Below are 26,180 nucleotides of genomic sequence, written 5' to 3' on the forward strand. Positions count from 1 at the left end.
AGGAGAAGCTCATGGCCGGCGCAAAAGAGATACGTAGTAAGATCGCAAGCGTCCAGAACACGCAAAAGATCACTAAAGCGATGGAGATGGTCGCCGCTTCCAAAATGCGTAAATCGCAGGAGCGCATGGCGGCCAGCCGTCCTTACGCAGATACTATGCGCAAAGTGATTGGTCACCTTGCGAACGGTAATCTGGAATATAAGCACCCTTACCTGGAAGAACGCGACGTTAAGCGCGTGGGCTACCTGGTGGTGTCGACCGACCGTGGTTTGTGCGGCGGCTTGAACATTAACCTGTTCAAGAAACTGCTGGCGGAAATGAAAGCATGGTCCGATAAAGGCGTTCAGTGCGACCTCGCAATGATCGGCTCTAAGGGCGTCTCTTTCTTTAACTCCGTTGGCGGCAACGTCGTTGCACAGGTGACCGGTATGGGGGATAACCCATCCCTGTCCGAACTGATCGGCCCGGTAAAAGTGATGTTGCAGGCCTATGATGAAGGCCGTCTGGACAAGCTGTACGTTGTCAGCAACAAATTTATTAACACCATGTCTCAGGTTCCGACGATCACTCAGCTGCTGCCGTTACCGGCATCAGAAGACGCTGATCTAAAACGTAAATCCTGGGATTACCTGTATGAGCCCGATCCGAAAGCGCTGCTGGATACCCTCCTGCGCCGCTACGTCGAGTCTCAGGTTTATCAGGGCGTGGTTGAAAACCTGGCCAGCGAGCAAGCCGCCCGTATGGTGGCGATGAAAGCCGCGACCGATAATGGCGGCAGCCTGATTAAAGAGCTGCAGTTGGTATACAACAAAGCTCGTCAGGCCAGCATTACTCAGGAACTCACCGAGATCGTCTCGGGGGCCGCCGCGGTTTAACCAGGTTATTTCGTAGAGGATTTAAGATGGCTACTGGAAAGATTGTCCAGGTAATCGGCGCCGTGGTCGACGTCGAGTTCCCTCAGGATGCCGTACCACGCGTGTACGAAGCCCTTGAGGTACAGAATGGTAATGAAGTTCTGGTGCTGGAAGTTCAGCAGCAGCTGGGCGGCGGTATCGTGCGTACCATCGCCATGGGTTCTTCCGATGGTCTGCGCCGCGGTCTGGATGTAAAAGACCTCGAGCACCCGATCGAAGTCCCGGTTGGTAAAGCTACGCTGGGTCGTATCATGAACGTACTGGGTCAACCGGTCGACATGAAAGGCGACATCGGCGAAGAAGAGCGTTGGGCTATCCACCGCGCAGCACCGTCTTATGAAGAGCTGTCCAGCTCTCAGGAACTGCTGGAAACCGGCATCAAAGTTATCGACCTGATGTGTCCGTTCGCGAAGGGCGGTAAAGTCGGTCTGTTCGGTGGCGCGGGTGTAGGTAAAACCGTAAACATGATGGAGCTGATCCGTAACATCGCGATCGAGCACTCCGGTTACTCCGTGTTTGCGGGCGTAGGTGAACGTACTCGTGAGGGTAACGACTTCTACCACGAAATGACCGACTCCAACGTTATCGACAAAGTATCCCTGGTGTATGGCCAGATGAACGAGCCGCCGGGAAACCGTCTGCGCGTTGCGCTGACCGGCCTGACCATGGCTGAGAAGTTCCGTGACGAAGGTCGTGACGTTCTGCTGTTCGTCGATAACATCTATCGTTACACCCTGGCCGGTACTGAAGTATCCGCACTGCTGGGTCGTATGCCTTCAGCGGTAGGTTACCAGCCGACTCTGGCGGAAGAGATGGGCGTTCTGCAGGAACGTATCACCTCCACCAAAACCGGCTCTATCACTTCCGTACAGGCGGTATACGTACCGGCGGATGACTTAACTGACCCATCCCCAGCCACTACCTTTGCTCACTTAGATGCAACCGTAGTACTGAGCCGTCAGATCGCATCCCTGGGTATCTACCCGGCCGTTGACCCGCTGGACTCCACCAGCCGTCAGCTGGATCCGCTGGTTGTTGGTCAGGAGCACTACGACACCGCTCGTGGCGTTCAGTCCATTCTGCAGCGTTATCAGGAACTGAAAGACATTATCGCCATCCTGGGTATGGATGAACTGTCTGAAGAAGATAAACTGGTGGTAGCTCGCGCACGTAAGATCCAGCGCTTCCTGTCCCAGCCGTTCTTCGTGGCAGAAGTATTTACCGGTTCTCCGGGCAAATACGTCTCCCTGAAAGACACCATCCGTGGCTTTAAAGGCATCATGGAAGGCGAATACGATCACCTGCCAGAGCAGGCGTTCTACATGGTCGGTTCTATCGACGAAGCCGTGGAAAAAGCCAAAAAACTTTAACGCCTTAATCGGAGGGTGATATGGCAATGACTTACCACCTGGACGTCGTCAGCGCAGAGAAACAAATGTTCTCTGGTCTGGTCGAGAAAATCCAGGTAACGGGTAGCGAAGGTGAACTGGGTATTTACCCGGGGCACGCGCCGCTGCTCACCGCCATTAAGCCTGGTATGATTCGCATCGTTAAGCAGCACGGTCACGAAGAATTTATCTACCTGTCAGGCGGCATTCTTGAAGTGCAGCCGGGTAGCACGACCGTCCTGGCGGATACCGCAATTCGTGGCCAGGATCTCGACGAAGCGCGAGCCCTGGAAGCGAAACGTAAGGCTGAAGAGCACATTAAGAGCTCTCATGGTGACGTGGATTACGCTCAGGCGTCCGCGGAACTGGCCAAAGCGATCGCTAAACTGCGCGTTATCGAGTTGACCAAAAAAGCGATGTAACACCGGCTTGAACGTAAAAAGCCAGTCTGGTTTCCAGGCTGGCTTTTTTTATGGCCAGCTGCTGACGAGCGGATGAAGTGAAAACAGAGTTCACCCTTAATTGTTATTGATTAGTTAAATGATGAAGCGTAGACTCTGTTTTATGTGATGTGTGTCACATAAAATAGCGTTATCAAATTGCACCTGCGTCAGGAATTCATCATGAAACTGTTCCATAAAATCATCGCTAAATTTAGCGTCCTGAGCTTCTAAGCTCCGCGCTATCTCCCCCGCTGACACGACGTATCGCCCATCAAAACGACAACACTGGCGATGTGAAACCGGGCAAAGAAGGTCACCTGACGGTGGCCTTTCGTTTTTAATCACTACATCAATCACTTTGCCGCCCTCCCCCCGCCAGCGACTGGCGACGATTATCCTGGTTCTTCCCGCTATGGGTGCTGAAAACCGCTTTCCGCAGCGGCTTTATTCAGGTGGCGAAAAAACAGCAAAAGCAGTGAGATAGTCAATGATTATCCTCCCTACCCTCCTTTTTCAGCGTTAAACTGATTTGCAGTGGTTAAAAATAGCGTCATAAAATGGTGTATAGCGGTGAGCCTGGACGTTTTCTCCACGTCTCGTTTTATGATGAAAAATATGTAGAAATTTCAACGTGAAAGGCTTTTACTTTTCGTTCTAACTACCGTCAGGATGAGTATGTCAAATAGTGCGATGAGCGTGGTTATCCTTGCCGCAGGCAAAGGGACCCGCATGTATTCCGATCTTCCTAAGGTGCTGCATACCCTGGCCGGGAAGCCAATGGTGCAGCATGTCATTGATGCCGCTAACGATTTAGGCGCATGTGCGGTACACCTGGTGTACGGCCACGGCGGCGATCTGCTGCGTCAGACGCTGCATGAAGACAACCTGAACTGGGTGCTGCAGGCCGAGCAGCTAGGAACCGGGCACGCCATGCAGCAGGCGGCGCCGTTCTTCAATGATGATGAAGACATCCTGATGCTCTACGGCGACGTGCCGCTGATCTCCGTCGAGACGCTACAGCGCCTGCGCGCCGCGAAACCGCAGGGCGGGATTGGTCTGCTGACGGTGAAGCTGGATGATCCAACCGGCTATGGCCGCATTACCCGTGAGAATGGCCAGGTGACAGGCATCGTTGAGCACAAAGATGCCAGCGAGACGCAGCGCCAGATTCAGGAAATTAACACCGGGATCCTGATCGCCGGCGGAGCAGATCTCAAGCGCTGGCTTGCGAAGCTCACCAATAACAACGCCCAGGGCGAATACTACATCACCGATATCATCGCCATGGCGCATCAGGAAGGTCACGAGATCGTTGCCGTGCATCCCCAGCGCCTGAGCGAAGTCGAAGGCGTCAACAATCGCCTGCAGCTTGCGCGCCTGGAGCGCGTCTACCAGGCTGAGCAAGCGGAAAAGCTGCTGCTGGCGGGGGTGATGTTGCGCGATCCGGCGCGTTTCGATCTGCGCGGTACGCTGCAGCACGGGCGCGATGTGGAGATCGATACTAACGTTATTCTGCAAGGCCGCGTCGTGCTGGGCGATCGCGTGAAAATCGGCGCCGGCTGTGTGATTAAAAACAGCACTATCGGCGATGATTGCGAAATCAGCCCCTACAGCGTGGTGGAAGATGCCCAGCTGCAGGCGGCCTGCACCATCGGCCCATTTGCCCGTCTGCGCCCGGGCGCCGAACTGCTGGAAGGCGCCCACGTTGGCAACTTCGTGGAAATGAAAAAGGCGCGTCTCGGCAAAGGCTCCAAGGCGGGTCATCTGACCTATCTGGGCGATGCGGAGATCGGTGATAACGTCAATATCGGCGCGGGCACCATCACCTGCAACTATGATGGCGCGAATAAACATAAAACGATTATTGGCGATGATGTCTTTGTCGGCTCGGATACCCAGCTAGTGGCCCCGGTCACGGTAGGCAACGGTGTCACGATCGCCGCCGGCACCACCGTCACACGCAATATCGCCGATAACGAACTGGTGTTGAGCCGCGTACCGCAGGTCCACAAACAGGGCTGGCAGCGTCCGGTGAAGAAAAAATAAACAGGATTGTCGCCGGGGGTGAAAAACGCCCGGCGAACCAGGATGAGAGGGTCAATATAGATCCCCGTCCGCAGGCAGTACCATAACAATAACCCCACTCTCTACAAGGCTCGGGGCGCCCGGAAAACGGGCAAATACAGGTCAGCGACAACGCATGGCATATCGCCATTATCAGGAAATTTAACTATGTGTGGAATTGTTGGCGCAGTCGCGCAGCGTGATATTGCTGAAATCCTTCTCGAAGGTTTACGTCGTCTGGAATACCGTGGCTATGACTCTGCCGGTCTGGCGGTAGTCGACAGCGAAGGTCATATGACCCGCGTGCGTCGCCTGGGTAAGGTACAGATGCTGGCTCAGGCGGTCGAAGAGCAACCGTTACACGGTGGTACCGGGATCGCCCATACTCGTTGGGCGACGCACGGCGAACCGTCTGAGAGCAATGCGCATCCGCATGTTTCTGAACACATTGTGGTGGTCCATAACGGGATCATCGAAAACCACGAGCCGCTGCGCGCACTGCTGCAGTCTCGCGGCTATGTCTTCGTCACTGAGACCGATACCGAAGTTATCGCCCATCTGGTGCACTGGGAGCTGGAACAAGGTGGTACCTTACGTGAAGCCGTGCTGCGCGCCATCCCGCAGCTGCGCGGCGCCTACGGCACCGTCATCATGGATACCCGCGACCCGGGAACTCTGCTGGCGGCCCGCTCCGGTAGCCCACTGGTTATCGGTCTGGGCATGGGGGAAAACTTTATCGCCTCCGACCAGCTGGCGCTGCTGCCGGTTACCCGCCGCTTCATCTTCCTCGAAGAGGGCGATATTGCGGAAGTGACTCGTCGCTCGGTGGTGATTTTCGATAAATCCGCTGCGCAAGTGAAGCGCCAGGAGATCGAATCCAATCTGCAGTATGACGCCGGCGATAAAGGTATCTATCGCCACTATATGCAGAAAGAGATTTTCGAACAGCCGAACGCGATTAAGAACACCCTGACCGGGCGTATCAGCCACGGCGAAGTCGATCTCAGCGAGCTGGGGCCGAACGCCAATGAAATGCTGGCTCAGGTCGAACATATTCAGATTGTTGCCTGCGGGACCTCCTATAACTCCGGGATGGTCTCCCGCTACTGGTTTGAAGCGTTAGCCGGCGTGCCGTGCGATGTGGAAATCGCCTCCGAATTCCGCTATCGCAAGTCCGCGGTGCGTCGTAACAGCCTGATGATCACCCTTTCCCAGTCCGGTGAAACTGCCGATACGCTGGCGGCGCTGCGATTGTCGAAAGAGCTGGGCTATCTCGGCTCGCTGGCCATCTGCAACGTGCCGGGCTCGTCGCTGGTGCGCGAATCCGATCTGGCGCTGATGACCAAAGCCGGAACGGAAATTGGCGTGGCCTCGACCAAGGCCTTTACCACTCAGCTGACGGTGCTGCTGATGCTGGTGGCGAAACTGGCGCGATTGAAAGGTCAGGATGCGTCCATTGAGCATGATATCGTCCACGGCCTGCAGGCGCTGCCGAGTCGTATCGAGCAGATGCTCTCTCAGGACAAGCGTATTGAGCAGCTGGCAGAGCGTTTCTCTGATAAGCACCATGCGCTGTTCCTCGGCCGCGGCGATCAGTATCCGATCGCCATGGAAGGGGCGCTGAAGCTGAAAGAGATCTCCTACATTCACGCGGAAGCCTACGCGGCGGGCGAGCTGAAGCACGGCCCGCTGGCGCTGATTGATGCGGAAATGCCGGTGATCGTGGTGGCGCCGAACAACGAGCTGCTGGAAAAACTGAAATCCAACATCGAAGAAGTTCGCGCCCGCGGCGGTGAGCTGTACGTCTTCGCCGACGGTGACGCCGGCTTCAACGGCAGCGACAACATGCACATCATTGAGATGCCGCATGTCGAAGAGACCATCGCCCCCATCTTCTACACCGTGCCGCTGCAGCTGCTGGCTTATCACGTTGCGCTGATCAAAGGCACAGACGTTGATCAGCCGCGTAACCTGGCGAAATCGGTCACGGTTGAGTAACGTATTACCTCTTTTGCAAAGGGCTGCCGGCGGTGGCCCTTTTTTATTTTCACCTGCTGTTTTTCGCCGATCTTGTGCGCAATATGTGGGATGGCGATAGACGACAAACGATCGTTTTGCACTGCGATTTGGTTGTCATAAAAAGAAAATTATTCCGTCATTGTATGGTCATGCTTGCAGATAACCGTTTGAGTTATAAGCGTATTATTTGACGCAAAATCCCGTCTCCCGGCCTGTCATAAAACTGTCATAATTCGTACATTTTACTGTCACCTCTTTGACCTATTTTGCTCACCATAGCCTCGAAACAATGATTTACGAATCCCAGCAGGAGACATTATGAACGTTATGCGTACCACCGTCGCAACAGTTGTCGCCGCGACCTTATCGATGAGCGCTTTCTCTGCTTTCGCAGCAGCAAGCCTGACTGGCGCAGGTGCAACTTTTCCTGCGCCGGTGTATGCCAAATGGGCTGACACCTATCAGAAAGAAACCGGCAATAAAGTGAACTACCAGGGAATTGGTTCCTCTGGTGGCGTTAAGCAGATTATTGCCAACACCGTTGATTTCGGTGCTTCTGATGCTCCGCTGGCTGATGACAAACTGACCCAGGAAGGTCTGTTCCAGTTCCCGACCGTGATTGGCGGCGTGGTGCTGGCGGTTAACCTGCCTGGCGTGAAATCCGGCGAGCTGGTGCTGGATGGCAAAACCCTCGGCGATATCTATCTGGGTAAAATTAAAAAATGGGATGACGAAGCGATCGCTAAACTCAACCCGGGTCTGAAGCTGCCGTCGCAGAATATCGCCGTGGTTCGCCGCGCCGATGGTTCCGGTACCTCCTTCGTCTTCACCAGCTACCTGTCCAAAGTGAATGAAGAGTGGAAATCGAAAATCGGCGCAGGCTCTACCGTTAACTGGCCAACCGGTCTTGGCGGTAAAGGCAACGACGGTATCGCCGCCTTTGTTCAGCGTCTGCCGGGCTCGATTGGTTACGTCGAATACGCTTACGCCAAACAAAACAATCTGGCGTACACCAAACTGGTCTCTGCCGATGGCAAACCGGTTAGCCCGACTGAAGACAACTTCGCTAACGCCGCAAAAGGCGTTGACTGGAGCAAGTCTTTCGCTCAGGACCTGACTAACCAGAAGGGTGAAAATGCATGGCCGATCACCTCAACCACCTTCATCCTGGTGCATAAGGCGACTAACAAGCCTGAGCAGACCGCTGAAGTGCTGAAGTTCTTCGACTGGGCGTATAAAAACGGCGGGAAAGAAGCGAATGCGCTGGATTACGCATCGCTGCCGGAAAGCGTGGTTGAGCAGGTTCGTGCGGCATGGAAAACCAACGTCAAAGACAGCAGCGGTAAAGCGCTGTACTAACAGTAGATTTTTGACGAAGATGGCGGGGGCGTTCAGCGCTGCCCGCCCTACGGTTCAGACTGTAGGCCCGGAAGCGAACGCCACCGGGCATTTATTCGAACAAGCTTTAATACGTAAAGAGTAATCTATGGCTGCAACCAAGCCTGCATTTACCCCTCCGGGGAAAAAGGGTGACATGATTTTCAGTGCGCTGGTAAAACTGGCTGCGCTGATTGTGCTATTGATGCTGGGCGGCATCATCGTTTCCCTGATCATCTCTTCCTGGCCGAGCATTCAAAAGTTTGGCTTTGCCTTTTTGTGGACCAAAGAGTGGGATGCGCCCAACGAAATCTTCGGCGCGCTGGTGCCGATTTACGGGACCCTGGTGACCTCCTTTATCGCGCTGCTGATCGCCGTACCGGTGAGCTTCGGCATCGCGCTGTTTCTGACGGAACTGTCCCCCGCCTGGCTCAAGCGTCCGCTGGGCATTGCGATTGAGCTGCTGGCCGCGATCCCGAGTATCGTGTACGGCATGTGGGGCCTGTTTATTTTCGCCCCGCTGTTTGCGACTTACTTCCAGGAGCCTGTCGGTAACGTCCTGTCGACTATTCCGTTCGTCGGCGCGCTGTTTGCTGGCCCGGCGTTTGGTATCGGTATTCTCGCCGCTGGCGTTATTCTGGCCATCATGATCATCCCTTATATCGCCGCGGTAATGCGTGATGTTTTCGAACAGACGCCGGTGATGATGAAAGAGTCGGCCTATGGCATCGGCTGCACCACCTGGGAAGTGATCTGGCGCATCGTTTTACCGTTCACCAAGAACGGGGTGATCGGCGGCGTGATGCTCGGTCTGGGCCGTGCGCTGGGTGAAACCATGGCGGTCACCTTTATCATCGGTAACACCTACCAGCTCGACAGCATATCGCTGTATATGCCGGGGAACAGCATTACCTCCGCGCTGGCCAACGAATTCGCCGAAGCCGAAACCGGTCTGCACGTGGCGGCGCTGATGGAACTGGGTCTGATCCTGTTCGTTATCACCTTTATCGTTCTGGCGGCGTCGAAGTTCATGATTATGCGCCTCGCGAAGAATGAGGGGGCACGCTAATGGCGACCATTGAAATGCAAAGCACCGCCGAGCTGGCGGAGTCTCGCCGCAAGATGCAGGCTAAACGCCGCATGAAGAACCGTATCGCCCTGGCGCTGTCGATGGCCACCATGGCGTTTGGTTTGTTCTGGCTTATCTGGATCCTGATGGCGACGATAACCCGCGGCTTCGACGGCATGAGCCTGGCGCTGTTTACCGAAATGACGCCGCCGCCGAATACCGCGGGCGGCGGTCTGGCCAACGCCCTCGCCGGCAGCGGCCTGCTGATCCTGTGGGCAACTATCTTTGGTACGCCGCTGGGTATCCTCGCTGGAATTTATCTGGCGGAGTATGGCCGCAAGTCGGTGCTGGCGGAAATTATCCGTTTTATTAACGATATTCTGCTTTCCGCGCCGTCTATCGTGGTTGGTCTGTTCGTCTACACCATCGTGGTGGCGCAGATGCAGCACTTCTCCGGCTGGGCGGGGGTGATCGCCCTGGCGCTGCTGCAGGTGCCTATCGTTATTCGTACCACCGAAAACATGCTGAAACTGGTGCCGGATAGCCTGCGTGAAGCGGCCTATGCGCTGGGTACGCCGAAGTGGAAGATGATCTCGGCGATCACCCTGAAAGCGTCCGTCTCGGGGATTATGACCGGGATCCTGCTGGCTATCGCCCGTATCGCCGGGGAAACGGCGCCCCTGCTGTTTACCGCGCTGTCCAACCAGTTCTGGAGCACCGACATGATGCAGCCGATTGCCAACCTGCCGGTGACCATTTTCAAATTTGCCATGAGTCCGTTTGCGGAGTGGCAGCAACTGGCATGGGCCGGGGTATTGATTATCACCCTGTGCGTCTTGCTGCTGAACATCCTGGCGCGCGTTATCTTCGCCAAGAAGAAACACGGTTAATTTTGCGGCGCAGCGACAGCTGCGCTGAATGAGGAAGAGATTGAGATGAGTATGGTGAATACAGCCCCGGGTAAGATTTCAGTTCGCAACCTGAACTTCTACTACGGTAAATTCCATGCCCTGAAGAACATCAACCTGGATATCACCAAAAACCAGGTGACGGCGTTTATCGGTCCGTCAGGCTGTGGTAAATCCACCCTGCTGCGTACGTTCAACAAAATGTTTGAACTGTATCCGGAGCAGCGCGCGGAAGGCGAGATCCTGCTGGATGGCGACAACATTCTGACCAACACCCAGGATATCGCCCTGCTGCGTGCCAAGGTTGGCATGGTATTCCAGAAGCCAACGCCGTTTCCGATGTCCATTTACGACAACATCGCTTTCGGCGTGCGCCTGTTTGAAAAGCTGTCCCGTGCCGATATGGATGAGCGCGTGCAGTGGGCGTTGACCAAAGCCGCATTATGGAATGAAACCAAAGATAAACTGCACCAGAGCGGGTATTCTCTCTCCGGCGGTCAGCAGCAGCGCCTGTGCATCGCCCGCGGTATCGCGATCCGCCCGGAAGTCCTGCTGCTTGATGAACCTTGCTCAGCGCTGGACCCGATCTCTACCGGGCGTATCGAGGAGCTGATCACCGAGCTGAAGCAGGATTACACCGTCGTTATCGTGACTCACAACATGCAGCAGGCTGCGCGTTGCTCCGACCATACGGCATTTATGTATCTTGGCGAGCTGATTGAGTTCAGCAACACGGATGACCTGTTCACCAAGCCCGCGAAGAAACAAACTGAAGATTATATTACTGGCCGCTACGGTTGATTTGCCCTTGTGCTTTCAGGCTCTCACCAGTTGGGCAATCAGGAGACACCATGGACAACCTAAATCTTAACAAACATATTTCCGGCCAGTTCAACGCTGAACTGGAGTATATCCGCACCCAGGTGATGACCATGGGTGGGCTGGTGGAGCAACAGCTTTCTGATGCGATCACCGCCATGCATAACCAGGACAGCGATCTGGCGAAACGCGTGATTGACGGCGACAAGCAGGTCAACATGATGGAAGTGGCGATCGATGAAGCCTGCGTGCGCATCATCGCCAAGCGCCAGCCGACCGCCAGCGACCTGCGCCTGGTGATGGCGATCATCAAGACCATCGCTGAGCTGGAACGCATTGGCGACGTGGCGGATAAAATCTGCCGTACCGCGCTGGAGAAGTTTTCCCAGCAGCACCAGCCGCTGCTGGTGAGCCTCGAATCGCTGGGCCGCCATACGGTGCAGATGCTGCATGACGTGCTGGATGCCTTCGCGCGTATGGATCTCGACGAGGCGGTACGTATCTATCGCGAAGACAAGAAAGTCGACCAGGAGTATGAAGGCATCGTGCGTCAGCTGATGACCTACATGATGGAAGACTCGCGCACTATCCCCAGCGTTCTGACGGCGCTGTTCTGCGCGCGCTCCATCGAACGTATCGGCGACCGCTGCCAGAATATTTGCGAATATATTTTCTACTTCGTCAAAGGCCAGGATTTCCGTCATGTGGGCGGCGATGAACTGGATAAACTGCTCGCCGGGAAAGATCCGAAAGAGTAATAATCATTTTGTCTAATTCTGATAAATGGATTTATCAGAATTAGATATGATTCCTCCAGCGGCAGCGATATTGCTGCGATTATCGTCACAATTAACAGGCTGCCCGTTTGAGTTCTTCATTTTATCGCGTAACAATCAGTATCCACTGACTGAGCACGCAAGCTCAGAATGTTTTAAACGGATTGTTACTGCGACAGCAGGCAAAACCTGATATTGCCCCCCCCACGGCGGCGATATCAGGTTTTTTTATGCGCGCTAAGAATGACTTAATAAGGGTTGCTACCGCGATGCGCGGGCAAAACCTGAAGAGGATTATCTGTTTAGGCAGATCGTCTTCTTCGGGTTTTTTTGCTTTTTTCTCACCGCAAAAATAACAGCCCTCGCGCCCTTAAGCGGTATGGATACAGCTATTAGAACCCGCGCGATGCTTGTCGCTGTCGTATTTATTTATGCCAACACTTATATAAGGGAATATTATGTTTAGAAAAACCAGGATCGCTTCGGCGATGGTATTGCTGGCGCCGCTTTGTTATTCAACCACGCTGTTCGCGAGCCAGTTGACGGTAGAGCAACGGCTTGAGTTGCTGGAAAAAGCGCTTAGCGATACGCAAAAAGAGCTCAAAAAATATCAGGACCAGGAGAGAAAAAGAGACCAGATTTGGGCCACATGGTCTTCGCCTGCAGAGAGCCAGAAGCGCACTGTCGCGGCGGCGGCAGGACCGAAAGCAGCAGTGAAACCGGATGCGGTACTGGTCAAAAATCAACAACCTGCCACAGACGGCGCGCCAGCCTACAGCGCGATGACGCTGAAAGACTTTAGCAAGTTCGTCAAAGATGAAATTGGCTTTAGCTATAACGGCTACTTCCGCTCGGGCTGGGGAACCGCCTCGCATGGCTCGCCAAAGTCGTGGGCCATTGGCTCGCTTGGCCGTCTGGGCAATGAATATTCCGGCTGGTTCGATCTGCAGCTGAAGCAGCGGGTGTTTCAGGAAGGTGATAAACGCGTCGACGCCATCGTGATGCTCGACGGGAACGTTGGCCAGCAGTATTCCACTGGCTGGTTTGGTGACAATGCCGGCGGCGAAAACTACATCCAGTTCTCGGATATGTACGTCAACACCAAAGGATTCCTGCCGTTTGCCCCGGAAGCCGATTTCTGGGTCGGCAAACACGGTGCGCCAAAAATCGAGATCCAGATGCTGGACTGGAAAACGCAGAGAACCGATGCGGCGGCTGGCGTGGGGCTGGAAAACTGGCAGATAGGCGCCGGGAAATTCGATATCGCGCTGGTCCGGGAGGATGTGGATGACTACGATCGTTCTTTAAGCAATAAGCAGCAAATTAACACCAATACCCTCGATATCCGTTACAAAGAGATCCCGTTGTGGGATAAAGCCAGTCTGATGGTCAGCGGACGCTATGTCGCCGCCAACCAAAGTTCTTCTGAGAAATATAAAGAGGGCAATGAAGGCTATTATCCATGGAAAGATACCTGGATGGCCGGTACCTCGTTAACGCAAAAATTTGCTCACGGCGGCTTTAACGAATTTTCTTTCTTGCTGGCGAATAACTCCATTGCCAGCAGCTTCTCGCGCTATGCCGGATCCAGCCCCTATACCACCTTTAACGGCCGCTATTATGGCGACCATACCAATGGCACCGCCGTGCGCTTAACCTCGCAAGGGGAAACCTATTTACGCGATGACATTATTATGGCGAATGCCATCGTTTACTCCTTTGGCAACGACGTTTACAGCTACGAGACCGGGGCCCACTCCGATTTTGAATCCATCCGTACGGTCCTGCGGCCGGCCTATATCTGGAATAAATATAACCAGACCGGCGTCGAACTGGGGTACTTCAGGCAGCAAAACAAAGATGTGGCCGGCAAGAAATATAACGAGTCCGGCTATAAGACCACGCTGTTCCATACCTTCAAAGTTAATACCAGTATGCTGACCTCGCGCCCGGAAATTCGCTTCTATGCCACCTATATTAAAGCGAAGGATATCGACCTGGATAAGGCCGCGAATAACACCACCCGCATTTTTGAAGACGGTAAAAACGATCAGTTTGCCGTAGGGGCGCAGGCGGAAATCTGGTGGTGAGACGATAACAGAACGGACACAACGTAAGAGGAATAACGATGAAACGACATGCCATATATTTCGCCCTCGCGCTGGCGGGCGCGGCGTTCACCATTCAGGCGGCACCGTTGCCAGCGGTGCCCAAGCCCTCCCTGCCGGTGAGCCACTTTATCACTCAGGTTAACGCGGATAAGAGTATCACTTACCGCCTGTTTGCCCCTGATGCCCGGCGGGTTTCGGTAGTGACAGGCGCCACGCCGGACACCTTTGTCTCGCACGACATGACCAAAGCGGACCACGGGGTCTGGACATGGAAAAGTGAGCCAATGAAACCCAATCTCTATGAATACTATTTTGATGTGGACGGCTTCCGCTCGGTGGATACCGGCAGCCGCTATCAGAAGCCGCAGCGTCAGGTGAACACCAGCCTGATTCTGGTTCCCGGCAGTATTCTGGACGATCGCCCGGTCGCGCACGGCGATCTGCGCACCCTTACCTATCACTCGAAGGCGCTGAATGCGGAACGGCGGCTCTATGTCTGGACGCCGCCGAACTATAGCGGCAGCGGCGAGCCGCTGCCGGTGCTCTATTTCTATCATGGCTTTGGCGACAGCGGGCTGTCGGCCATCGATCAGGGGCGTATTCCGCAAATCATGGATAACCTACTGGCGGAGGGCAAGATCAAGCCTATGCTGGTGGTGGTCCCGGATACCGAAACCGACACCCCGGAAGCCATCGCGGAAAACTTCCCGCCGCAGGAGCGACGCAAAACCTTCTATCCGCTGAATGCGCAGGCGGCGGATAAGGAGCTGATGCAGGACATTATTCCGCTGATCGATGCCCGGTTTAACGTGCGTAAAGATGCCGACGGTCGGGCGCTGGCTGGCCTCTCTCAGGGCGGGTATCAGGCGCTGGTTTCCGGGATGAATCATCTGGAGAGCTTTGGCTGGCTCGCCACGTTTAGCGGCGTCACGACCACCACGGTGCCGAATGCCGGTGTGGAAGCGCAACTGAAACATCCTGAGGCGATCAATCAACAGCTGCGTAACTTTACCGTGGTCGTCGGGGAAAAAGATTCCGTGACCGGCAAAGACATCGCGGGTCTGAAAAGCGAACTGGAAAAACAGAAGATCAACTTTGACTATCACGCCTATCCCGGCCTGAACCATGAAATGGACGTCTGGCGCCCGGCCTACGCGGAGTTTGTGCAAAAACTGTTTAAATAGCCGGTGGGGGCGTTTAGCCCCCGCTTTCCACAAGTGAAGAAAGACAAGATGAAAGTGATTGCGTCCCAAGATGATGAAGAGATAGCCGGTCGCCAGCCGTCCTGTTCTGGGCTCGATCATAGCGCTACCTGCCAACCGTCGCCCGGTTGGGCGACGCCGGGGGCTAGCGAGTGATATCCCAACCGCGCGCTTTCCACAATGCCGGCAGCGCAGCCAGATCGGTAAAGGTCGTCACTTTGGGATGATCGATGGGCGGGTTGTGCGGATCGGCGCAGAAGTAGAACACCTCCATGCCGGCGGCTATTCCCGATTGTGCACCTGCCCTGGAATCATCAACCAGAATACAGTTCTCAACGTTAACGCTCATCGCCTTTGCGGCATGAAACATCAGCGCCGGATCGGGTTTCCAGCGCTGAATATCGTAGCCGCTGTATAACCGGTCAGCGAAATGGTGCAGCAGGCCGGTGCGGCCGAGAGAGTGTTGCATCTTACTGACCGGGCCATTGGAAACCACGCACATCGGGACGCTTACCGCATCCAGCAGCGCCTGGGCTCCGGCAATCACCTCCAGTTCGCTATCAAACAGGCGGGCGACTTCCGCACGGTAAATCGGCTCCAGAGTGGCCTTTTGCAGGTTAACGCCATGCTCGGCGTTGATGGTGTCGATTATTTCGTACAGCTTTACGCCTTTGAAGCGCTTAAAAATCTCTGCCAGCTCCAGCGTAATGCCAAATTCCTGGAACATGTGCACGTAGGCGCGGGAGCAAATCACCTCGCTGTCGACCAGCGTGCCGTCACAGTCAAAAAATACTGCTTCTGGTTGAGTCATAGCTATTCCATATTAACAAGTTTAACGTTTTCGTCATGTCCAATACCGCGACGCAATCGTTGCCGTATAAGCAAAATAAATGAAAAAAATTACCATACAACCGCGCCTGGTGCTGTAATTTGGTATAGGATAGCGTCGAATTTTCCCTCCTTACGTTCGGAAACCGATAATGAGTCAACAACAAACCAGCCAGTCTTCTGGCCAGGGTCTGCTGGAGCGCGTATTTAAACTGCGCGAGCACGGCACCACGGTGCGCACGGAAGCCATCGCCGGTTTCACCACGTTCCTGACGATGGTGTATATCGTTTTTGTTAACCCACAAATTCTTGGCGTAGCGGGCATGGATACCAGCGCCGTGTTTGTGACCACCTGTCTGATTGCCGCTTTCGGCAGTATCCTGATGGGGCTGTTCGCGAACCTGCCGGTCGCCCTGGCGCCGGCGATGGGCCTGAATGCCTTTTTCGCCTTTGTGGTGGTGCAGGCGATGGGCCTGCCGTGGCAGGTCGGGATGGGCGCGATTTTCTGGGGCGCCGTCGGCCTGCTGCTGCTGACGATCTTCCGCGTACGCTACTGGATGATCGCCAATATTCCGCTGAGCCTGCGCGTGGGCATCACCAGCGGTATCGGTCTGTTTATCGGTATGATGGGCCTGAAGAACGCCGGGGTTATCGTCGCAAACCCGGAAACGCTGGTCAGCATTGGTCATTTGACCTCCCACAGCGTGCTGCTGGGCGTGCTGGGCTTCTTTATCATCGCGATTCTGGCGTCGCGCAACATTCATGCCGCGGTTCTGGTCTCTATCGTGGTGACCACCCTGCTGGGCTGGATGCTGGGTGATGTACACTACACCGGAATCGTCTCGGCGCCGCCGAGCGTGACTTCGGTGATCGGTCATGTCGATCTGGCGGGCTCCCTGAATCTGGGCCTGGCCGGGGTGATCTTCTCCTTTATGCTGGTCAACCTGTTTGACTCCTCCGGGACGCTCATCGGCGTGACGGATAAAGCGGGTCTGGCGGACGCCAACGGTAAATTCCCGCGCATGAAGCAGGCGCTGTTTGTCGATAGCGTCTCGTCGGTGGCAGGCTCCTTCATCGGCACCTCGTCGGTAACAGCGTATATCGAATCCTCCTCCGGCGTTTCCGTGGGCGGGCGCACCGGCCTGACCGCCGTGGTCGTCGGTATCCTGTTCCTGCTGGTTATCTTCCTGTCTCCGCTGGCGGGGATGGTTCCGGCCTATGCGGCCGCCGGCGCGCTGATTTACGTCGGTGTGCTGATGACCTCAAGCCTGGCGCGCGTGAAGTGGGATGACCTGACGGAAGCGGTACCGGCGTTTATCACCGCGGTGATGATGCCGTTTAGCTTCTCGATCACCGAAGGCATTGCCCTGGGCTTTATCTCCTACTGCGTGATGAAAATTGGCACCGGCCGTCTGCGCGACCTCAGCCCTTGCGTCATTATCGTCTCGCTGCTGTTTGTGCTGAAGATTGTCTTTATCGATGCACATTAATCCGCACGTATGATGAAAAAGCCCGGCATCGCTGCCGGGCTTTTTTTATGCTTTAACCCGCTGAATATAGTCGCCAAAGGCAGTCAGCTGGCCGCGCAGATGGTCGAGGGTGCTCTGATCGACCACTTCACCCGACTGCGGATCCACTTTGTTCTGGATCACGCCGCCCATAAATTCCGGTTTATTCATCACCATCGCATCGAGGAACACCAGAATCTGCCGCAGATGATACTGGCAGCGCGCGCCGCCGATGGCGCCCATAGAGCTGGTTTGAATCAGCACCGGCTTGCCGGACAGCGGCTGCTCGGGCAGGCGTGAAAGCCAGTCGATGGCGTTTTTCAGGCCGCCAGGCACGGAATAGTTATACTCGGGGGTGACAATCACCACGCCATCCGCCTCGCGGATCTGCTGCGCAATCTCCTGCACGCTCTGCGGGAATCCCTCTTCCTCCTGAATATCAGCATCGTACAGCGGAATATCGCCGATCGACGGCAGCGCGGAGATGTGCATACCCGCCGGCGCGATGCCGGGCAGGGTACGCGCGACCATTCCATTAAACGACCCTTTACGCAGGCTGCCGAGTAACGTAACCACTTTCAAGGTATCTGACATGATTGCTCCTTTGGATCATGATGCCGGCAAGACCGGTCAATTGAGGGATAAGGTTTTTTCCGTGGGCAGACTGGTAAAGCGCATCAGGCGGGCTGAGGGTTCGCGTGCGCGGCGCTGAGCGTCCGCCAGGCTGTGCCAGTCGCCTCCCTTAGCATCATACTCCCAGACCTTCAGCGGGCCGATATTCGGGGTAGCGGCAATCGACCACACCAGCAGCGATTCGGCGTCACAGACGGCTTCGATCGGCAGGCTGCCGGCGGTACGCAGGCGGCCGGAGCCAGGCAGCAGCTGCAGCTGCGTTGATGTCTCACCGGTCAGCTTCAGCACGCTGCGGCGCAGCGCCACCAGCTGGCTGCGCGCTTCGTCCGGGTCATGCTGAATGTTAATCCACAGATTCTCATTGTTACTGAAATTTTGCCGGTCGGCGTCGTGGCTGCGAACGGCGCGCTGCAGCTCCATGTCGAGGCCGCAATCCCCCTCGGTGGTCAGCGCCACGCCAACGATATTGCCAGTATAAGAGATAGAGAAGCGGGGAAGGTGACGATCGCTAAAAACCGGTCTGCCATTGGCTTCGTTAACGATTTCAGGCAGCTCGCTGATGCCGTAAAGCATAAACAGCAGTTCGGCGAGCAGCGACCGCGAAGCGCGAAAGCGGGCTTGCCGGTATTCAGGGAGCCGACGTGCGGATTGATGACAGGCCGCTGACAAACGTGTCGATAGCGGCTCCCCGGTACTGAGTATCCCTCGTGCAAAATGCGTTGCCATACGTCGCTCCGTGAGTAATGGTCTGAATAAAACGGCGGGCGCTATTATCGCCTGGTATTAACAGGTTTTAATGCCGAAATCCCCCCTTGAAAAGGGAATTTGTTTGAATTTTACAAATTCTTGCGCAAATAAGGTGCTATGGGCACGAAACAAGGCTTACAGCGTACCGGAATAGAGCGCTTTCAGCGTATCTCTAAGCCAGACAAGCTTCGGGTTGTAGCTGTTGCGTTTATGCCATAGCAAGGTGAAGGGGACGCGAAGCTTTTCCAGATGCTGCGGCTCCAGCGGCAGCGGTCGGGAGACCAGGGGGAGCTGGTGCTGCTGATTATAGTGCTGGCAGTAGCGCGGCGCGGTGGCCAGCATGGTGTGCTGCGGCTGGGCCGCCATAAAGAGGGATTGCTCAAACCCCGGCACGGTCAGCGCCACGTTACGTTTATGCCCCAGCTCCTGCAGCACGTCGTCCAGCGCCCAGGTATCGCGTTGTTCCCAGCAGATGGTGATATGCGGATAGCGTAAGAATGCCGCCAGATCCCACTCCTCCCTGAGCGCCGGATGATCGGCGCGCAGCCAGACCTGCGGCAGGTCGGTGAACAGCACATCAAAATCGATATACCACGGCAGCAGGCTTAGCAGCTCACGCGACTGCGGATGGCTTTCGCGCCCGCAGAAGCCGATATCCACCTCGCCGCGAATGATGGCGTCCAGGGAGTCGTAGTCCCAGTTGCGCAAACGAATCAATGCCTGCGGATAGCGCTGATAGATGCGCTGGGAGAGGGTGTTAAACAGGATCATCAGCAGCGGCGTTTCCGCCGCCAGCTCGAACTTGAGGCCGCTCGGCATGGTGTGGTGCGGTTTATCGAGGATCTGGTTGCCCATCTGCATCCAGTCCGCCAGATCCTGCTCCATGCTGCTGACCAGCGGCGTGGGCGCCAGGCCCAGCGGCGTTTTGACAAACAGCGGATCGTCAAACCAGGCGCGCAGTTTGGCCAGCGATTTGCTCACCGCCGAGGGCGAAACGTTCATCCGCTTCGCCGTACGGGTAACGCTGAGCTCCTGGGTCAGGAGCTGCAGGCAGAGGAGTAAATTAAGATCGAGACTCGAAAGCGGCTTCTTCATCGTGTTGCGCAACCCGCGGCGGGGTGGCGACCAGTAGCAGAACAAGACTCACTATGCTACAGGCAATGAGTATCCCGATCAGCATATTCATTGCGCTGAGCCCGATGATAGCGGCGAGCCAAATCCACAGCGACGAACCGCACACCTGCGCGATGCCGAGGACCGAGCTGGCGACACCGGCGCGCAGCGTGAATGGCCCCAGGGCCTGGCTCATCGCGACGCCGAAGCCGACGGAGAAGCCGGCGCAAATCATGCCCAGCCCGACCAGGGTGACGGCCTGGTGGGTGGCGAGGCTCAGCGCCACGCCAGCCGCCAGGAACAGCAGCTGTGAGGTTATCATCAGGGTGCGCGGTTTAAACAGCGACAGGGCGAACGGCGTCGAGAAGGAGACCGCCATGCTGACCATCGCCATCAGCGCCATCGTCATGGAATAGGTGCCGCGATCGAACCCCATCTCCTCCATCATCAGTACCGGCGAGACGTTCACGTAGGTGAGGATCGCCGTTACGCTGAGGGTGGTGATGAGAATGCGGCTGAGGAAAAAGCGATTCAACAGCGATTCGTCCGCGCCATGCTGCGGCATAGCCGTCTGCGGAGGCGCCGTCGGACGCGTCTCGCGCAGGATAAATACCGCCAGTAAACCCACCGTTACCCCCATGCCGATCATGGTGTAGAACAGACTCTGCCACGGGTATTTCAGCATGATCAGGTGGCCGAGCACCGGCGCCAGAACGGGGATGATGCAGGTAATGCCGTTGAGCAACGACAGCACTTTGGCCCGCCGACGGTCGTCCAGCGTATCGCGCAGAATAGCGAAAGCCACCACGTAGCAGCAGCCGGCGCCAATCCCCTGGATAAAGCGTCCGGTAAGGAAGTGGCTGCTGGTGTGCGCCTGCGCGCAGAGCAGGGAGGCGATAACAAAGATCGCCGCGCCCACAATGGCGACAGGCTTGCGCCCCGAGCGGTCGGCGATACGGCCAGCAAACAGCATCGCGGAGGCCATTCCGGCCAGATAGACCGAGAAGGCGATATGTAATTGCGCCTCGCTGGCTCCCAGATCCTGAGCAATACGCGGCAGGCCGACGAGATACATATCGATGCCGGAGGGATAGAGCAGAACCAGGGCAAAGCTGCAGAGAAGAAAGCGTGTCATGAGATCCTCGCGATGTGAATGGCGTTCAGCATAGTGAGATACGCTCCGCAAGACGAGTTGCCATTTGGACAACGCTATTTTCCTGGCAGGAAACGCGAACTAGCGGCCCCGGCGTCGCCAGACGCGGGCCATCCCTTCGCTTTCCGGCCGAACGCTTTCGAAGCCAAACTTCGCGTACAGCTCCGGAACATCCGCCACCAGCGTAACGTAGGCGCCGTCAAAGGCGTTCGCATCCAGCCAGGCGACCAGTTTCTCCATCACCAGCCGGCCAAGGCCCTTCCCCTGGTGAGCCGGATCGACGGCGACGTCGACAATGTCGAAATTAATCGCGCCGTCGCCGACGATGCGCCCCATGGCGATCGGCGTCTCCTGCCAGAGGATATGTACGCCATAACAGCTTTGCGGCAGCCCGGCTCTGGCGCCTTCTATGGGGCGCGGCGACATGCCCGCTACCACCCGCAGGTGGCAAAACGCTTCGGCGGAGGGCACCTTCTCGATCACGGTATATTCAACGATCATGCTTTAGTCTCGTGGTTAGGGGGAGATAAAAGTAGAGAACGTTGCGCCGCAAAGGGCAAGAAAAAACCCGCATTAACGCGGCGCTAATGCGGGTGAGTGAACGTTTACGGACTAAACGTTATTTGCCGATACAGAAGCTGGAGAAGATGCGGCCCAGCAGGTCGTCGGAGGTGAACTCCCCGGTGATCTCGCTCAGCGCCTGCTGCGCGAGACGCAGCTCTTCCGCCAGCAGCTCGCCGGCCCAGGCGCCCAGCAGCTGGGCTTTGCCCTGCTGCAGATGGTTCGCCGCCTCTTCCAGCGCCTGCAGATGGCGACGGCGGGCGAGGAAGCCGCCTTCCATATTGGTATCGAAGCCCATGCTCTGCTTGAGGTGATTACGCAGCACCTCGACGCCTTCGCCGGTGCGTGCCGACAGGCGGATCAGTGAGTGGCCATTTACTTCGCTGATACCCAGCGCTTCGCCGGTAACATCGGCTTTATTGCGCACCACGGTAATCGGCAGTTTAGCGGGCAGGCGCTCGATAAAATCTGGCCAGATCTCCGCCGGGTCAACGGCGCTGGTGGTGGTGCCATCGACCATAAACAGCACCCGGTCAGCCTGCGCAATCTCCTGCCAGGCGCGCTCGATGCCGATACGCTCCACTTCGTCATTGGCGTCGCGCAGGCCCGCGGTATCAATGATATGCAGGGGCATGCCGTCGATATGGATATGCTCGCGCAGCACATCGCGGGTGGTGCCCGCAATGTCGGTGACGATCGCCGCTTCGCGGCCCGCCAGGGCGTTCAGTAGGCTTGATTTACCGGCATTTGGCCGCCCGGCGATCACCACTTTCATCCCTTCGCGCAGCAGACTGCCCTGACGGGCTTCGGCGCGGACGGCGTCGAGGTCGACCATCACCTCGTTCAGCTGGGCTTCAATTTTGCCGTCGGAGAGGAAATCAATTTCTTCATCCGGAAAATCAATCGCCGCTTCCACGTAGATGCGCAGGTGAGTGAGCGCTTCCACAAGGTGGTTCACCCGCGCGGAGAACGCCCCCTGCAGCGAGTTCAGCGCCGAGCGCGCCGCCTGTTCTGAGCTGGCGTCGATAAGATCGGCGATGGCCTCTGCCTGCGCCAGGTCGAGCTTGTCGTTAAGGAACGCGCGCTCGGAGAATTCGCCCGGTCTGGCGATGCGCAGGCCCGGCAGGGTCAGAATACGTTTGAGCAGCAGGTCGAGAATGACCGGGCCGCCGTGGCCCTGTAGCTCAAGCACATCTTCCCCGGTAAAGGAGTTCGGCCCGGGGAACCACAGCGCAATCCCCTGATCCAGCGGCGTACCGTCAACGTCGTTGAACGGCAGGTAGTCGGCATAGCGCGGCTTCGGCAGCTTGCCGAGTACCGCCTGCGCGACGTCGCGCGCTTTGAGGCCGGAGATACGCAGGATGCCCACACCCCCGCGTCCCGGTGGGGTTGCCTGGGCGACGATAGTGTCGTTATGGCTCATGGTGACTCTCTATGTAGATGTAAAAAAGGCGGTCCATTGACCGCCTTCTCTGGCATTAACGTTACCGTAACTACTCTAAATTATCCAGGTCGCAGATGCGTTGGCTTGAAGAATGAAGAGTATCAGGATTTCTTCTTCTCGCGGCTATGCAGGCCACGCTTCTCCAGACCACGGTAAATCAGCTGCTGCTGGATAATGGTCACCAGGTTGCTGACGATGTAGTACACCACCAGGCCAGACGGGAACCACAGGAAGAACACCGTGAAGATGACCGGCATAAAGGTCATGATCTTCTGCTGCATCGGGTCGGTCACGGTGGTCGGCGACATCTTCTGGATGAAGAACATCGTCGCGCCCATGATGATCGGCAGGATGTAGTACGGGTCTTGCGCAGACAGATCGTGGATCCACAGGATAAACGGCGCATGACGCAGTTCTACCGAGGCGCTCAGCATGTAGTACAGCGCAAGGAAGATCGGCATCTGGATAATCAGCGGGAAGCAGCCGCCCAGCGGGTTCACTTTTTCCGCTTTATACAGCGCCATCATCTCCTGGCTTTGACGTTGTTTATCGTCGCCCAGACGCTCGCGCATGGCCTGAATTTTCGGCTGCAGCATACGCATCTTCGCCATGGAGGTGTACTGCGCTTTGGTCAGCGGGTACATGATGCCACGAACGATAAAGGTGATGACGATAATCGAGAAGCCCCAGTTGCCGAGGAAGCCGTGGATGAATTTCAGCAGCTTGAACAGCGGTTGGGAGATGAACCACAGCCAGCCGTAGTCGACGGTCAGATCCAGGTGCGGCGCGACGGCAGCCATTTTGTCCTGAATCGCCGGGCCGACCCACAGCGTGCTCTGCAGTTTGTCGGTTTGACCAGGCTGCACCAGTACCGGCTGAGATTTATAGCCGATAGCGACAATGCCGTTGCCGAGGTTGGCGGTGTAGAAGTTATTCGTCCCGTTATTCTGCGGCACCCACGCGGTGGTGAAGTACTGCTGCAGCATGGCAACCCAACCGTTTTTGGTGCTGACGTTCAGGTTTTCATTGTCCAGGATGGTATCGAATTTGTATTTTTCGTATTTCGAATCCGCGGTGGAGAACGCCGCGCCACGGAAAGTATGCATCGTGGACAGGCCGCCGGTCTGCGTATCGCGACTGGACGGCAGCGCGGCGGTCTGCTTCAGCTGACCGAAGGTCGAGACTTCCAGCGGTTTCTCGCTGGCGTTCTGCACGCTATAACCCACGTTCACCGCATAATCACCGCGTTTCAGGGTGAAGGTCTTGGTGAAGACGTTGCCGGCTTTGTCGGTATAGGTCAGCGGAATAACGATTTCGTTCTGGCCATCAGCCAGTACATACGCATCTTTATCAGCGTTATACAGCGGACGCGGGCCGTTAGCCGGGTTATCCGGGCCGTCACGACCGGTTAAGCCGCTCTGCGCCTGGTAGATAAACTGTGGCGTAGTTTCCAGTAACTGGAACGGTTCAGTCGATTTCAGCGCTTTCGGGTAAGCCGGAAGCAGCGCTTGCTCAACATCACCACCGCGGGTGTTGATGGTCAGATCAAGCACATCAGTTTTAACCGTAATCAGTTTCCCCTGGCCACTGGCCGGTACGCCCTGGTCGGCGGCGCTACCCGCTGCTGTGGTCGTAGTCTGCGTGGTCTGCTGCTGGGGTTGCGGATTTTTGTCCTGCTCCCAGGCTTGCCAGATCATGAAAGACACGAACAACAAAGCGATGATAAGAAGATTGCGTTGCGAATCCATCGTTAGTGTTCTCTGGTATCAAATGGTCCAGGCGGGACGGGATCGTCACCACCAGGGTGTAAAGGGTGGCATTTTAATACGCGTTTCATCGTCAACCAACTGCCTTTTATCACTCCAAACCTGCGTAAGGCCTCAATTCCGTATTGAGAACAGGTTGGGGTGAAACGGCAATGCGGCCCGAGTAGCGGACTAATCAGGCGCTGATAAACTCGAATCAGGCCGATCAGGACCCGCGAGCCAGGCGACAATGGCGGCGCCATAATTTTTCCAACGCTTCCGAGAGAGCACGGTTATCGAGGTCGGCAACCCCTCTTTTCGCCACCACCACGAAATCCATTGGCGGGAGTTCATGTTGACGCAAACGAAAACTTTCACGCGTCAGACGTTTAATCCGATTGCGTTCATGTGCGCGTTTCACGTTTTTCTTGGCGACGGTGAGACCGATGCGGGGATGCCCCAGCGAATTCAGGCGGCCGAGGATGGTGATTTGCGGCGTGCCAGCCCGTTGTGGCTGCTGGAAGACGAAAGTGAAATGACTGGGAGTTAACAAGCGTAACTCCCTGGGAAATGCGAGCTTAACCACGCAGGGTTAGCTTTATTACTTGGAAACGGTCAGACGAGCGCGGCCTTTAGCACGACGACGTGCCAGAACCTGACGACCATTTTTAGTAGCCATACGAGCACGGAAGCCGTGAGAACGGTTGCGCTTCAGTACAGACGGTTGAAAAGTGCGTTTCATGGCGATTTCTACCTAAACTTGAATAAATTCACTGACTTTTGCGTAGACCCGAACGAATTTCGAACGACTTACGCCTCAGCGTGGGTGATTAAAGAGGCCGGATTGTAATAATTGTACACTCCGGAGTCAATTCTCTTTCCTTATTTCTCGCACCTCGTCGCACAAAAAATAAGCTGAGACGCGTGACGAAAACGGGCATTACGCGCCGGGTGGGGGATTATACGGCCTGGCCAGTAAAGCGCAAGGATCCTGAAGGATCTTTGTTAGATCGTTTCCGCCCAAAAGCGGCATAGCTCATTAATTTTTCCAATATGCGGCGGAAATCGTGCTTCACTCTTCCCAGGATCGATTACACTTACCCGGTTTCGATCCTTCCTGTGGATAAATCGGGAAGAATCTGTTGAGAAACACAAGATCTCTTTCTCAGTTTAGGCTATGATCCCCGGTCCCGATCGCGATCCCCGGATCCGCAGCGGGAAATAACCGCAGATAGCGGTTCGCACGTCACCCCTTTTGTGCAGGGGCTTTTCGGCTAATGCAGGGTCTTGTCGACGTGTGCCAACAATCACGATTGTTTCAGTTTTTCTTTGATATCGATTTTATGTTCGAGTGGAGT

At 56.0% G+C, this 26,180-nt stretch carries 24 protein-coding genes; 13 read left to right on the forward strand and 11 right to left on the reverse strand.

Features of this window, described 5'->3' with window-relative positions:
• The first annotated feature begins 11 nt into the window (after positions 1–11).
• The 12 genes from atpG (at position 12) to LGM20_RS25480 (ending at position 15,072) form a co-directional block, all read left to right on the forward strand.
• The gene (atpG, locus tag LGM20_RS25425; RefSeq protein ID WP_004144996.1) at positions 12–875 is read left to right on the forward strand and encodes a F0F1 ATP synthase subunit gamma; all 864 of its coding nucleotides are present in this window, start codon (positions 12–14) and stop codon (positions 873–875) included.
• Between the two features lie 26 nt (positions 876–901).
• The gene (gene atpD / locus LGM20_RS25430) at positions 902–2,284 is read left to right on the forward strand and encodes a F0F1 ATP synthase subunit beta (RefSeq protein WP_023291474.1); all 1,383 of its coding nucleotides are present in this window, start codon (positions 902–904) and stop codon (positions 2,282–2,284) included.
• Positions 2,285–2,304: 20 nt separating this feature from the next.
• Positions 2,305–2,724 (forward strand): F0F1 ATP synthase subunit epsilon, encoded by a 420-nt coding sequence (locus LGM20_RS25435; protein WP_004107274.1) that lies wholly within the window; start codon positions 2,305–2,307, stop codon positions 2,722–2,724.
• Between the two features lie 696 nt (positions 2,725–3,420).
• Positions 3,421–4,791: a bifunctional UDP-N-acetylglucosamine diphosphorylase/glucosamine-1-phosphate N-acetyltransferase GlmU gene (gene glmU / locus LGM20_RS25440; protein WP_044525109.1), complete on the forward strand. Its 1,371-nt coding sequence runs from the start codon at positions 3,421–3,423 to the stop codon at positions 4,789–4,791.
• Positions 4,792–4,977: 186 nt separating this feature from the next.
• A complete protein-coding gene (gene glmS / locus LGM20_RS25445; protein ID WP_023291472.1) occupies positions 4,978–6,807 on the forward strand; it encodes a glutamine--fructose-6-phosphate transaminase (isomerizing) in 1,830 nt (609 codons plus the stop codon).
• A 339-nt stretch (positions 6,808–7,146) separates the two neighbouring features.
• Positions 7,147–8,187, forward strand: a complete 1,041-nt coding sequence (pstS, locus tag LGM20_RS25450) for a phosphate ABC transporter substrate-binding protein PstS (protein WP_023291471.1) — start codon at positions 7,147–7,149, stop codon at positions 8,185–8,187.
• A gap of 127 nt (positions 8,188–8,314) precedes the next feature.
• Complete coding sequence (gene pstC, locus LGM20_RS25455) at positions 8,315–9,274, forward strand: phosphate ABC transporter permease PstC (RefSeq protein WP_004145004.1); 960 nt, start codon at positions 8,315–8,317, stop codon at positions 9,272–9,274.
• Positions 9,274–10,164, forward strand: coding sequence for a phosphate ABC transporter permease PstA (pstA, locus tag LGM20_RS25460; protein WP_023291470.1), 891 nt, complete (start codon positions 9,274–9,276; stop codon positions 10,162–10,164). Before pstC ends, pstA begins: the two co-directional genes overlap by 1 nt.
• Positions 10,165–10,209: 45 nt before the next feature.
• Positions 10,210–10,983, forward strand: a complete 774-nt coding sequence (gene pstB / locus LGM20_RS25465; RefSeq protein ID WP_004145006.1) for a phosphate ABC transporter ATP-binding protein PstB — start codon at positions 10,210–10,212, stop codon at positions 10,981–10,983.
• A gap of 50 nt (positions 10,984–11,033) precedes the next feature.
• Entirely contained in the window at positions 11,034–11,759 is a 726-nt protein-coding gene (gene phoU, locus LGM20_RS25470; RefSeq protein WP_004145007.1) for a phosphate signaling complex protein PhoU, read from the forward strand.
• A 476-nt stretch (positions 11,760–12,235) separates the two neighbouring features.
• A complete protein-coding gene (locus LGM20_RS25475; protein ID WP_044525107.1) occupies positions 12,236–13,867 on the forward strand; it encodes a carbohydrate porin in 1,632 nt (543 codons plus the stop codon).
• Between the two features lie 38 nt (positions 13,868–13,905).
• On the forward strand, positions 13,906–15,072 hold the full coding sequence (locus tag LGM20_RS25480) for an esterase (protein WP_044525106.1): 1,167 nt from the start codon (positions 13,906–13,908) through the stop codon (positions 15,070–15,072).
• A 163-nt stretch (positions 15,073–15,235) separates the two neighbouring features.
• Here the strand turns inward: LGM20_RS25480 and yieH are convergent, their stop codons facing one another.
• On the reverse strand, positions 15,236–15,901 hold the full coding sequence (gene yieH / locus LGM20_RS25485) for a 6-phosphogluconate phosphatase (RefSeq protein ID WP_044525105.1): 666 nt from the start codon (positions 15,899–15,901) through the stop codon (positions 15,236–15,238).
• A gap of 169 nt (positions 15,902–16,070) precedes the next feature.
• Here yieH and LGM20_RS25490 point away from each other — a divergent pair, with 169 nt between their 5' ends.
• Positions 16,071–17,408: an NCS2 family permease gene (locus LGM20_RS25490; RefSeq protein ID WP_023291466.1), complete on the forward strand. Its 1,338-nt coding sequence runs from the start codon at positions 16,071–16,073 to the stop codon at positions 17,406–17,408.
• Positions 17,409–17,453: 45 nt separating this feature from the next.
• On the opposite strand, the gene LGM20_RS25495 is transcribed toward LGM20_RS25490, so the two are convergent.
• The 10 genes from LGM20_RS25495 to rpmH form a co-directional block, all read right to left on the reverse strand.
• Positions 17,454–18,020, reverse strand: coding sequence for an NADPH-dependent FMN reductase (locus LGM20_RS25495; protein ID WP_023291465.1), 567 nt, complete (start codon positions 18,018–18,020; stop codon positions 17,454–17,456).
• 36 nt (positions 18,021–18,056) lie between these two features.
• A complete protein-coding gene (locus tag LGM20_RS25500; protein ID WP_072096716.1) occupies positions 18,057–18,632 on the reverse strand; it encodes a 4'-phosphopantetheinyl transferase family protein in 576 nt (191 codons plus the stop codon).
• A 309-nt stretch (positions 18,633–18,941) separates the two neighbouring features.
• Positions 18,942–19,901, reverse strand: coding sequence for an HTH-type transcriptional regulator YidZ (gene yidZ / locus LGM20_RS25505; RefSeq protein WP_004202291.1), 960 nt, complete (start codon positions 19,899–19,901; stop codon positions 18,942–18,944).
• On the reverse strand, positions 19,870–21,054 hold the full coding sequence (locus LGM20_RS25510; protein WP_044525103.1) for an MFS transporter: 1,185 nt from the start codon (positions 21,052–21,054) through the stop codon (positions 19,870–19,872). The genes yidZ and LGM20_RS25510 overlap by 32 nt, the downstream gene beginning before the upstream one ends.
• Before the next feature lie 99 nt (positions 21,055–21,153).
• A complete protein-coding gene (locus LGM20_RS25515; RefSeq protein WP_044525102.1) occupies positions 21,154–21,573 on the reverse strand; it encodes a GNAT family N-acetyltransferase in 420 nt (139 codons plus the stop codon).
• 118 nt (positions 21,574–21,691) lie between these two features.
• Positions 21,692–23,056 (reverse strand): tRNA uridine-5-carboxymethylaminomethyl(34) synthesis GTPase MnmE, encoded by a 1,365-nt coding sequence (mnmE, locus tag LGM20_RS25520; protein WP_023291461.1) that lies wholly within the window; start codon positions 23,054–23,056, stop codon positions 21,692–21,694.
• Between the two features lie 122 nt (positions 23,057–23,178).
• Positions 23,179–24,825, reverse strand: a complete 1,647-nt coding sequence (yidC, locus tag LGM20_RS25525) for a membrane protein insertase YidC (RefSeq protein WP_023291460.1) — start codon at positions 24,823–24,825, stop codon at positions 23,179–23,181.
• A gap of 2 nt (positions 24,826–24,827) precedes the next feature.
• Positions 24,828–25,085, reverse strand: coding sequence for a membrane protein insertion efficiency factor YidD (gene yidD / locus LGM20_RS25530; RefSeq protein ID WP_004151536.1), 258 nt, complete (start codon positions 25,083–25,085; stop codon positions 24,828–24,830).
• Positions 25,049–25,408, reverse strand: a complete 360-nt coding sequence (rnpA, locus tag LGM20_RS25535; RefSeq protein ID WP_004151535.1) for a ribonuclease P protein component — start codon at positions 25,406–25,408, stop codon at positions 25,049–25,051. The genes yidD and rnpA overlap by 37 nt, the downstream gene beginning before the upstream one ends.
• Before the next feature lie 15 nt (positions 25,409–25,423).
• Complete coding sequence (rpmH, locus tag LGM20_RS25540) at positions 25,424–25,564, reverse strand: 50S ribosomal protein L34 (RefSeq protein WP_000831330.1); 141 nt, start codon at positions 25,562–25,564, stop codon at positions 25,424–25,426.
• Positions 25,565–26,180 lie beyond the last annotated feature (616 nt).

Origin of the sequence: Klebsiella quasipneumoniae subsp. quasipneumoniae (genome assembly GCF_020525925.1) — a bacterium.
GTDB lineage: Bacteria > Pseudomonadota > Gammaproteobacteria > Enterobacterales > Enterobacteriaceae > Klebsiella > Klebsiella quasipneumoniae.

What these genes read in the sequence shown, in the direction of transcription:
- atpG (WP_004144996.1), top strand. Translation starts at nt 12, where the DNA reads ATGGCCGGCGCAAAAGAGATACGTAGTAAGATCGCAAGCGTCCAGAAC.
- atpD (WP_023291474.1), top strand. Translation starts at nt 902, where the DNA reads ATGGCTACTGGAAAGATTGTCCAGGTAATCGGCGCCGTGGTCGACGTC.
- LGM20_RS25435 (WP_004107274.1), top strand. Translation starts at nt 2,305, where the DNA reads ATGGCAATGACTTACCACCTGGACGTCGTCAGCGCAGAGAAACAAATG.
- glmU (WP_044525109.1), top strand. Translation starts at nt 3,421, where the DNA reads ATGTCAAATAGTGCGATGAGCGTGGTTATCCTTGCCGCAGGCAAAGGG.
- glmS (WP_023291472.1), top strand. Translation starts at nt 4,978, where the DNA reads ATGTGTGGAATTGTTGGCGCAGTCGCGCAGCGTGATATTGCTGAAATC.
- pstS (WP_023291471.1), top strand. Translation starts at nt 7,147, where the DNA reads ATGAACGTTATGCGTACCACCGTCGCAACAGTTGTCGCCGCGACCTTA.
- pstC (WP_004145004.1), top strand. Translation starts at nt 8,315, where the DNA reads ATGGCTGCAACCAAGCCTGCATTTACCCCTCCGGGGAAAAAGGGTGAC.
- pstA (WP_023291470.1), top strand. Translation starts at nt 9,274, where the DNA reads ATGGCGACCATTGAAATGCAAAGCACCGCCGAGCTGGCGGAGTCTCGC.
- pstB (WP_004145006.1), top strand. Translation starts at nt 10,210, where the DNA reads ATGAGTATGGTGAATACAGCCCCGGGTAAGATTTCAGTTCGCAACCTG.
- phoU (WP_004145007.1), top strand. Translation starts at nt 11,034, where the DNA reads ATGGACAACCTAAATCTTAACAAACATATTTCCGGCCAGTTCAACGCT.
- LGM20_RS25475 (WP_044525107.1), top strand. Translation starts at nt 12,236, where the DNA reads ATGTTTAGAAAAACCAGGATCGCTTCGGCGATGGTATTGCTGGCGCCG.
- LGM20_RS25480 (WP_044525106.1), top strand. Translation starts at nt 13,906, where the DNA reads ATGAAACGACATGCCATATATTTCGCCCTCGCGCTGGCGGGCGCGGCG.
- yieH (WP_044525105.1), bottom strand. Translation starts at nt 15,901, where the DNA reads ATGACTCAACCAGAAGCAGTATTTTTTGACTGTGACGGCACGCTGGTC.
- LGM20_RS25490 (WP_023291466.1), top strand. Translation starts at nt 16,071, where the DNA reads ATGAGTCAACAACAAACCAGCCAGTCTTCTGGCCAGGGTCTGCTGGAG.
- LGM20_RS25495 (WP_023291465.1), bottom strand. Translation starts at nt 18,020, where the DNA reads ATGTCAGATACCTTGAAAGTGGTTACGTTACTCGGCAGCCTGCGTAAA.
- LGM20_RS25500 (WP_072096716.1), bottom strand. Translation starts at nt 18,632, where the DNA reads ATGCTTTACGGCATCAGCGAGCTGCCTGAAATCGTTAACGAAGCCAAT.
- yidZ (WP_004202291.1), bottom strand. Translation starts at nt 19,901, where the DNA reads ATGAAGAAGCCGCTTTCGAGTCTCGATCTTAATTTACTCCTCTGCCTG.
- LGM20_RS25510 (WP_044525103.1), bottom strand. Translation starts at nt 21,054, where the DNA reads ATGACACGCTTTCTTCTCTGCAGCTTTGCCCTGGTTCTGCTCTATCCC.
- LGM20_RS25515 (WP_044525102.1), bottom strand. Translation starts at nt 21,573, where the DNA reads ATGATCGTTGAATATACCGTGATCGAGAAGGTGCCCTCCGCCGAAGCG.
- mnmE (WP_023291461.1), bottom strand. Translation starts at nt 23,056, where the DNA reads ATGAGCCATAACGACACTATCGTCGCCCAGGCAACCCCACCGGGACGC.
- yidC (WP_023291460.1), bottom strand. Translation starts at nt 24,825, where the DNA reads ATGGATTCGCAACGCAATCTTCTTATCATCGCTTTGTTGTTCGTGTCT.
- yidD (WP_004151536.1), bottom strand. Translation starts at nt 25,085, where the DNA reads ATGGCGCCGCCATTGTCGCCTGGCTCGCGGGTCCTGATCGGCCTGATT.
- rpmH (WP_000831330.1), bottom strand. Translation starts at nt 25,564, where the DNA reads ATGAAACGCACTTTTCAACCGTCTGTACTGAAGCGCAACCGTTCTCAC.